The sequence below is a fragment of the Amycolatopsis sp. H20-H5 genome, from assembly GCF_035828755.1.
Lineage (GTDB): Bacteria > Actinomycetota > Actinomycetes > Mycobacteriales > Pseudonocardiaceae > Amycolatopsis.
Window position 1 is genome coordinate 20,968 of sequence record NZ_JAYMZS010000113.1, and the last position, 7,886, is coordinate 28,853.

Genomic DNA, 7,886 nt, shown 5'->3' on the forward strand with positions numbered 1-7,886 from the left:
GTTCGCACCAGAAGACGCGACGGTCAAGGGGGTGCAACCGAATGAAATTCGAACCGGTGGCCACTGTCCGGGCCTACGAGCGCGTGGTCGAACAGATCGAAGAAGCCGTGTTCAGCGGCCGCTTGAAACCCGGCCAGCGGTTGCCAAGCGAGCGTGAGCTGATGGTCCAGTTCGGCGTCGGCCGCTCGACCGTCCGCGAGGCGCTGCGAGTACTCCAAGCCGCGGAAATGGTCCGTTCGCGGCCGGGTGACCCCCGCGGGCCCGAGATCCTCGCGGCGTCCCCCGCCGCCCTGCACCGGTCGATGCACCGGCTCGCCAAAGCCGACCATCTCGGGCTCGCGGAGCTGCTGCAGTTCCGCATGGTGCTCGACGGCTCGGCGCATCTGCTCGCCGCGCGCCTGCGCACCGAGGACCACCTCGCCACCCTGATCGCCGCGCTCGCCGCGATGCAGGAAGGCGCCGAACTCGGTTACGCGGAGTTCAGCCGCGCCGACGTCGCCTTCCACGAGGCCATCGCCAAGGCCACCGGCAACCCGCTGCTCGTCACGAGCGGTGAGGTCGTGCACGGGGTCGTCCTGGAGCTGATCGAGGACAAGCTGGAGAAGGCCGCCGACCGGACGTCGCTGATGCGCGCCTGGCTCGCCCATCACGAGGACGTCCTGCGCGCGATCCACGACGCCGACGGCCAAGGCGCGTCGCGGCTGGCCAAGCAGGCGCTGTACGACAACTACGCCGAGTACGTCCCGGCCGAGCAGCGACGGCTGCTGGAGCCGTTGCTGGAGCGGACGTAACGGCCCGAACTCGCCCGGCGACTAGCCCCCTACACTCACTCGTATGGGGGATGCGATGACTACATCTCAGCGCAAGGGCGTCGGGCTGGCGCTCTCCGGCGGCGGCTACCGCGCGATGCTGTTCCACACCGGCGCGCTGTGGCGGCTGAACGAGATCGGCTGGCTGTCGAAGATCACCACGTTCTCCAGCGTGTCCGGCGGGTCCATCGTGGCCGGGATCCTCGCGCACGCCTGGAAGAACCTCGACTTCGACGAGCACGGCGTCGCGACGAACCTCGGCGAGCAGGTGGTCGAGCCGATCCGCGTGCTGGCCAGTACGAATCTCGACGTCCCGGTCACGCTGCGCGCGATGGTCAAACCGTGGCGCAGCGCGGGCGAGGAGCTCGCGAAGGCGTACGCCAAGCACCTGTTCGGCAAGTGCCGCCTCGACGAGCTCGACCCGGCCGGGCCGCAGTTCGTGTTCACCGCGACGAACCTGCAGGACGGCGCGCTGTGGTGGTTCTTCCGGCAGCAGGGCCCGCACGGGCGGATCCCCCTCGCGACCGCGGTGGCCGCGTCCTCGGCGTTCCCGCCGATGCTCTCCCCGGTGCTGATCACGGACCCCGCCGCGAACGACGGCCGCAAGATCGTGCTCAGCGACGCCGGGGTGTATGACAACCTCGGCCTCGACCCGGTCGAGGGCCACTGCGCGACGGTGCTGGTCAGCGACGCGGGCAAGCGGATGCGCCCGGCCAGGGACGTCAAACGGGACTGGCCGCGGCAACTGCTGCGAGTGCTGGACGTGATCGACAACCAGGTCCGCGAGCTCCGCACGGGCTCCCTGCTCAAGTCCTATGTGGACAAGAGCTTCGCCGGGACGTACTGGAGCAGCTACAGCGACGTCGCGAACTTCGAGCTGCCCGACGCGCTGCCCGCCCCGGTCGAGCTGACGCACGCGCTGGCGCAGACGTCGACCAGGCTGACGAAAACCCCGGAAGTCGTGCAGGAGCGGCTGATCAACTGGGGGTACGCGGCGAGCGACGCCGGGATGCGCCGCTGGGTCGATCACGACGCCCCGGCGCCGTCCGGTTTCCCGTACCCGGAATCCGGACTCGGCTGAAACACGAAACCGCCCCGGCCAGGACGGCCGGGGCGGTTCGCGGGACCTGCTACGCCTGCACGAGATTCGCGTAGACGACGATGTTGTCCTTGTAGCTGTGCTCTTCGTGATCGAAGGCGCCACCACAGGTGATCAGCCGCAGCTGCGGCTTGTCGGTGTTGCCGAAGACCGCGTCCTGCGGGAACTGGTCCTTGGGGACCTGGTCCTTGTGGTCGACGACGAACTTCAGCTTCTTGCCGTCACTCCGGTCGATGAACACCTCGTCGCCCGGGTTGACGTCCTTGAGCTTGTAGAAGATCCCGGGCTGCTTGTTGCCGTCGACGTGGCCCAGCACGATCGCCGGCCCGACGTCGCCGGGCACCGGGCCGAGCCGGTACCAAGCGGCCTGCATCGGCTTCTTCACCGAAGGCGTGGCGATCTTGCCGTGGATGTCGAGCGCCACCGTGATGAGGCTCGACTCGGCGCCGATCTTGGGGATGCTCACCGAAAGGGGCTTGAGCCCGGCGAACGGCTTGGTGACCGGAACGGAGGTCTGGCCCGGCGCCGCGGCGGGCGCCGGGGAGTCGCCGGACGACCCGCACCCGGTCAGTACCAGTGAGAGGAGCAGGGCGGCCGCGAACGCGCGGCCACCCCGCCCAGCCTTCTCAGTCATGTGCTCAGGCCTGAGCCATGCCACCGAAGCCGGTCGCGATGCCGCCCTTGGGCGCGATCTTGACCTGCTTGGGCTTGGTCACCTTGTCCGGGGTGCCGGGGGTGCCCGGGGTGCCGGCGCCGCCACCGGGGGCGGCTTCCAGCTCGACGTCACCCTGGCCGGCGACGCCGCCACAGGTCCAGGTCACCGTGCTCTTGACGTCGGTGAAACCGGCCTTGCGAGTGGCGTTGAAGCCCCAGAAACGGCCGTCGGTCTCGTCCTGGATGGCGTCCTGCTCGATGTCCAGAGCCGGCGACACGACGTTGGTCGGCGCGCCAGCGAGACAGGAGATGACGACGAACGCCTCACCGGTCGAGACCGCGTAGCCCGCGCCGATGTTGTCGACGTACGGGTCCTCGGGCGGCGTGGTCGGCTCGCTCGACTTGGGGGGCTCGGACGAAGAGCTCGGGGACGTCTCCGACGGCTTCGTCGCGGGCGGCGTGCCAGGGTCGGTCGTGCCGGGGGCACTGGAGGTCGGGGCCGGGCTCTCCGAGGTCGGCGTCTCGACCGGCGTGGTGGTCCCCGTGGGGGGCGTGCCCGGGTCAGGCGTGGTGGTCGGCGTCTCCACCGGCGGCGGCGTGACCGCGGTGGTCGCCGGGTCGTCCTGCGCCATGGCGGTGGGCGACACGGCGAGCGTGATCAGAGCGCCGACGAGCACGGCGCCCGCGAGACGACCCATGGTCTTCTTCAACTTGTTCTCCCAGTAAAGAAATCATGCGCAAACGCTCAGTGACCCCCACCGAACGCGCCACCCCAAGGGGGATCCCACGAAAGGGTGACAAGGGCGATCATGCCGCATGATTGACTCCGGAGAGAAACCAAAAATGGGTGATGAGAACCACGCGGAAAACAGGTAACGAAGCCGACATCCGAACCGATACTTCAGGCCGAGCGTGGTGTTACCGCCGACGGCTTCAGGTCCCGCGTACTGAACCGTAACATTGTCGGGCACATTGCCGGGCCCGAAATGCCTGCTGAGCGAGCACAACCTTTTCGATCGGCTCGCTGGAGGTCAGTTTTCCGATCATAGCCCTGATTCTGCAGAATCCAAGGTCTACAAGCGACGGTTTCCGCAGTCGAAGACGTCCATCAACGTGAGATCAGCGCGCGAGAAAACAATTAACCAACTAGGGAAACCAATTCCGCCCGGCTGACTGTTCAGCCGAGCGCCCCGGCCAGGTCTCGCCACAGGTCTTCGGGGTCTTCGAGGCCGACGCTGAACCGGATCAGCCCGGCCGGGACGTGCTCGTCGCCCGGCAGCCAGGCGCGGCGCTCGACGAGGCTTTCGACCCCACCGAGGCTCGTCGCGGAACGGATCAGCTGAAGCGACGCGCACACCTTGTCGGCGGCCTCGGCGTCCGGCAGCTCGAAGGCGACCATCATCCCCGAACCGGGGTACCGCACCAGTGTCACCGCCGGGTGCTCCGAAAGCCTCGACGCGAGCAGCGCCGCTGTGCGCGACTGCTCGGCCAGCCGCACCGGCAACGTCCGCAGGCCACGCAACGCGAGCCAGGACTCCAGCACCCCGGGCGTCGCGCCGACGCGGGTCCGGGCGGCCCGCAGCTCCCGCGCGACCTCCTCGTCGGCCGCGACCGTCAGGCCGAGCAGCAGGTCGCTGTGGCCGCCGATCATCTTCGTCGCACTGTGCACCACGATGTCGGCGCCGAGCGCGAGCGGCCGCTGCCCGAGCGGCGTCGAGAACGTGTTGTCCACCGCGACCCGGCCGGTCGCCGCGGCGGCGATCTTCCCGATCTCCATCACGTCGAGCGTCGGGTTGGTCGGCGACTCCAGCCACAGCAGGTCCGCCACCTCGGCCGCGGCCAGCCACGCGGCGGTGTTCGTCGGCGCGATCTCGGTGACGACCAGCCGCCCGCTGCGGTGGGCGTGGGCGAGCAGGCCGCGGGAGCCGTTGTAGCTGAACGTCGGCACCGCGACCTTGGCGCCCACCGGCAGCAGGTCGACGACCGCGCTGAGCGTCGCCATCCCGGAGGCGAACGCGGTGGCGTGCCCGCCTTCGAGCGCGCCGATCGCCTCCTCCAGCGCTTCCCACGTCGGGTTCCCGTCGCCGCGGGCGTACGCGCGGTCGGCGCCCGCACCGAAGGCGCTCGCGGGCACGATCGGTGCGTTCATCGGTTCGCCGGGGCCCTGCGGGCGGCCCGCGGCGATCGCCAGCGTGCGGGGTGACCAGTCGTTTACGTCCACTCGCTCAAGGTAGCCGTCGATCAGCGTTTGAGCACACCTGCTGTGGCGGCGAGCTCACCGGCGACCTGCGGGTCGGCGAGCGGAACTCCGGCCGTCGACGGGGTCTTGACCAGCGCCTTCTTCCCGTTGAGCTGGTGCTGAATGATGCTCGCGACCCCCATCATCCCCGACTTGTTCGGGTGGTACGGGAACGCCGCGAACAGGTTGAGGTCCTTGCCCTGGATCCACGCCGCACCACCGGTGGCGCAAGCGTCGTGCCCGAGCGACGGGGTGAAAGTGTCGACGTAGGTCGTCTTGCCGTCCGCCTTCGCGGCGTCGGCCAGCGCCTTGTTCAGCGCTTGCTCGACGCTGTCGACCCACCGGATGTCCCCGTCGGCGAACGGCAGGACGTCCGGGCAGTAGCCGGTGGCGGGCACGATCCGCGGGTAGCCGATGAGCAGCACCTTCGCGTGGGGCGAGCGCTGGTGGACCCCGCGCAGCATCTCGGTGACGCTGGCCTGGGTGGTGACGAGCCGCCGCTTCATCGTGTCGACGCCACCGACGGTGAACGAGTCCCGGCACGGCGAGCCCGTCGGATCCTTGGCGGTGAACTTCGGGCAGTCGCCCACCAGCGTGCCGAACACGCTGGAGTCGTTCCCGCCGATCCCGATGGTCACCAGGTCGGTGTCGGACTTCAGCGCGGTGAACTGCGGCGCCGCCTGCCACAGTGGGATCGACTGCGGCTTCGTCATGTTCGTGGTGTCGGCCGAGCTGCAGCTGACGTCGGTGTAGTCGTCGATGCCGAGGTTCGACGCCAGCCACGCCGGATAGTTGCTGGTGGAGCGGAAGCAGGTCAGCGGGTCGAGCCGCTGGAACGGGATCAGCGGCCCGGCCGTGTACGAGTCGCCGAGCGCGACGTAGTGGCTGTAGTGCGCGGGGGTGGCCGAAGCGACGCCGGGGACGGCGAGCATCGCCGTCCCTGCCAGCACCAATGCCAGTTTCCGTCGGAACAAGGGACTTCTCCTCTAGTGGTCGGCTACCGCAACTCGTCGACGAGTCGTGGTCTCTCGCGCGCAAAACACCACGACTCGTCGACGAGTTGCGGATCGACGTTCTTCGTGCGACACAGCATCAGCTAACCCGCTTTCGGTCAGCTCACGCCTCAGCTGTCGCAACCCCGGCCAAGCCAGCCACAGCTGACGACGTCCCCGCCCACCCAGCCACGGCTAACGCGACCCAAGTCCCTTAATCCCTTGGAGTCGCGCGCCTTTTGGCCGACAGGCCCCGGACTCGCGATGGCAGGGCGCCTCAGCACCAGACGCGACTGACACACCTGGTCACGCCCTGGCAGCGCGAGTCCGGAAAGCGCGATAAATCACCTGTGCGCCGGGAACTCGACGACCTGCTGGAACGTCGGGCGGTTCTGCGTGCTGATCTTGTCCTGCGTGATCCCGCCGAGCGCCCGCTGGATCACCGTGTCGGCACACCACTGGTCGCCCGCCGAGCAGTCCGCGTCGCCGGGGTAGACGGTGTTCGCGGGCTGTGCGGCGGCCTGCGTCAGCGAGTCGACGAGCGCCTGACGGCAGGTGGTGACGTTGCCGCCGCCGCAGAAGGTCGCGCCGAGCGGGCCCGCCACCGGCTGGCCGAGGACCGTGCGGAGGTCCTTGCTCGCGTAGCCCCACCAGCCGTGCTGGTAGGAGGAGCCCTGGTGCGGCTGGCCGACGTGCTTGCCCGGCGTCTCGTTCTGGAACCCGGACGGGCTTTCGTTGATCTGCAGCACGTTGACCATCGCCGCGAACCCGGCGTCGCCCATGCCCGGCTTGAACTCGGCGGCCATCAGCAGCGGCCACCAGGCGTCCATGATCCGGATCGCGTCGGCGTCGGTGTAGGCCTTGCTGCCCGGGGTGGTTTCGACGCGCTGGTGCCCGCGGTTCAGCCACGTCTTCAGCTTCGCCTCGGCGTCGGCGGCCGGACCGGTCGTCGGCGCCTTGTCGAGCACCTGCAGCAACAGGGGCAGCACCTTCTCCGCCCGCAGATCGGCGAGCGCCGCGTCCTCCATCGCCTGGGTGAGGTTCACCCTGGTGACCTTGGTGCCGCTGGAAAGCAGCGCCTTGACGCGGGAGTCGAGCAGGTCAGCGCGGTGCACGGCCGACTTGTCCGCGCCTCCGGAGGCGTAGCCGTTCGCTTGCGCGTTGTTCCAGCTGATGTAGTAGTCCTGGTTCACCGACTGCGGATGCTGCGCGGGCGGGGTGTAGTCCGCCTTGTTCCCGGCCGGGTTCCAGCCCTGCCAGTCGTAGCCCCGATCGGCCCACACCGGCATCGTCGGGTCCACAGTGGACTTGCGGACCGGGTTGGCGCCGGAGTTGAAGTACGCGATGTCCTTGGAGTCGGCGTAGAACCAGTTGAAGGTGAAGTTGACGTCCTGGGCCGCGCGCTGGAAATCCTGCGCCGAATGGATGAACGACGGGTCGTTGAACTCCTGGAAGCCGATCAGCGAGTCGACCTCGTGGAAGAACGAGGACCGCAGGGTCGTGTAGGCGACGGGCTTGCCGCCGACCAGCGCGCGGCTGGTCACCGGCCCGTACTTCGTCCGGTAGCTGCGCAGCGTGTACGAGCCGGCGGCCGTGCCATCGGCGACCGTGGGCGACCAGGAGTTCTTGCGCTCCACGGTGTCCATCGGCAGGCACTGGCCACGGTAGCGGTAGTAGTTCGACTCCTTGGTCGCCGCCTTGCCGCTCGGGTCGCACAGTTCGAGGGCGTAAGTGTCGATGATGTCCTGCGCCGCCGTCGTCGCGCTCCAGGCGTAGTCCTGCCCGCGGCCGAGCAGCACGTACATCCCGATCCCGGCGAACGACGCGCCGCGCGCGCTGATCCCCGGCCCCTGGAGTTCCTGCAGCATCAGCAGCTGCGGCGCGAAGTACCCGGTCTGCGGGCCGAACACGGCCACCGGGTGCCCGCTGGCGGTCTTCGAACCGGAAACCACGAGCGCGTTCGACATCCCGTGCTTCTCGCTCAGCATGTTGCCGGGCAGCACCCCGTCGTCGAACATGCCGCGCGCGGGCTCCTGGTTCTTCGGCGCGGCGACGTCGACCTTGGCCGCGTTCGCGGTGGACGCCGAAGCGTT

7 protein-coding genes are annotated in these 7,886 nt (G+C 69.0%); 2 read left to right on the plus strand and 5 right to left on the minus strand.

Features of this window, described 5'->3' with window-relative positions; translation table 11 throughout:
* Positions 1–41: 41 nt before the first annotated feature.
* Positions 42–791, plus strand: coding sequence for a FadR/GntR family transcriptional regulator (locus QMK34_RS38175; RefSeq protein ID WP_326419655.1), 750 nt, complete (start codon positions 42–44; stop codon positions 789–791).
* A 55-nt stretch (positions 792–846) separates the two neighbouring features.
* Positions 847–1,890, plus strand: a complete 1,044-nt coding sequence (locus QMK34_RS38180; RefSeq protein ID WP_326419656.1) for a patatin-like phospholipase family protein — start codon at positions 847–849, stop codon at positions 1,888–1,890.
* Positions 1,891–1,939: 49 nt separating this feature from the next.
* Here the strand turns inward: QMK34_RS38180 and QMK34_RS38185 are convergent, their stop codons facing one another.
* From QMK34_RS38185 to QMK34_RS38205, 5 genes are all read right to left on the minus strand, one after another.
* Positions 1,940–2,542, minus strand: a complete 603-nt coding sequence (locus QMK34_RS38185) for a class F sortase (protein ID WP_326419658.1) — start codon at positions 2,540–2,542, stop codon at positions 1,940–1,942.
* Positions 2,543–2,546: 4 nt separating this feature from the next.
* On the minus strand, positions 2,547–3,272 hold the full coding sequence (locus QMK34_RS38190; RefSeq protein WP_326419659.1) for a hypothetical protein: 726 nt from the start codon (positions 3,270–3,272) through the stop codon (positions 2,547–2,549).
* Between the two features lie 467 nt (positions 3,273–3,739).
* A complete protein-coding gene (locus tag QMK34_RS38195) occupies positions 3,740–4,783 on the minus strand; it encodes a trans-sulfuration enzyme family protein (protein ID WP_326419660.1) in 1,044 nt (347 codons plus the stop codon).
* Between the two features lie 20 nt (positions 4,784–4,803).
* Entirely contained in the window at positions 4,804–5,733 is a 930-nt protein-coding gene (locus tag QMK34_RS38200) for an SGNH/GDSL hydrolase family protein (protein ID WP_326419662.1), read from the minus strand.
* 404 nt (positions 5,734–6,137) lie between these two features.
* Positions 6,138–7,886: penicillin acylase family protein (locus QMK34_RS38205; protein ID WP_326419661.1), on the minus strand; the 1,749-nt coding region annotated here is incomplete at its 5' end.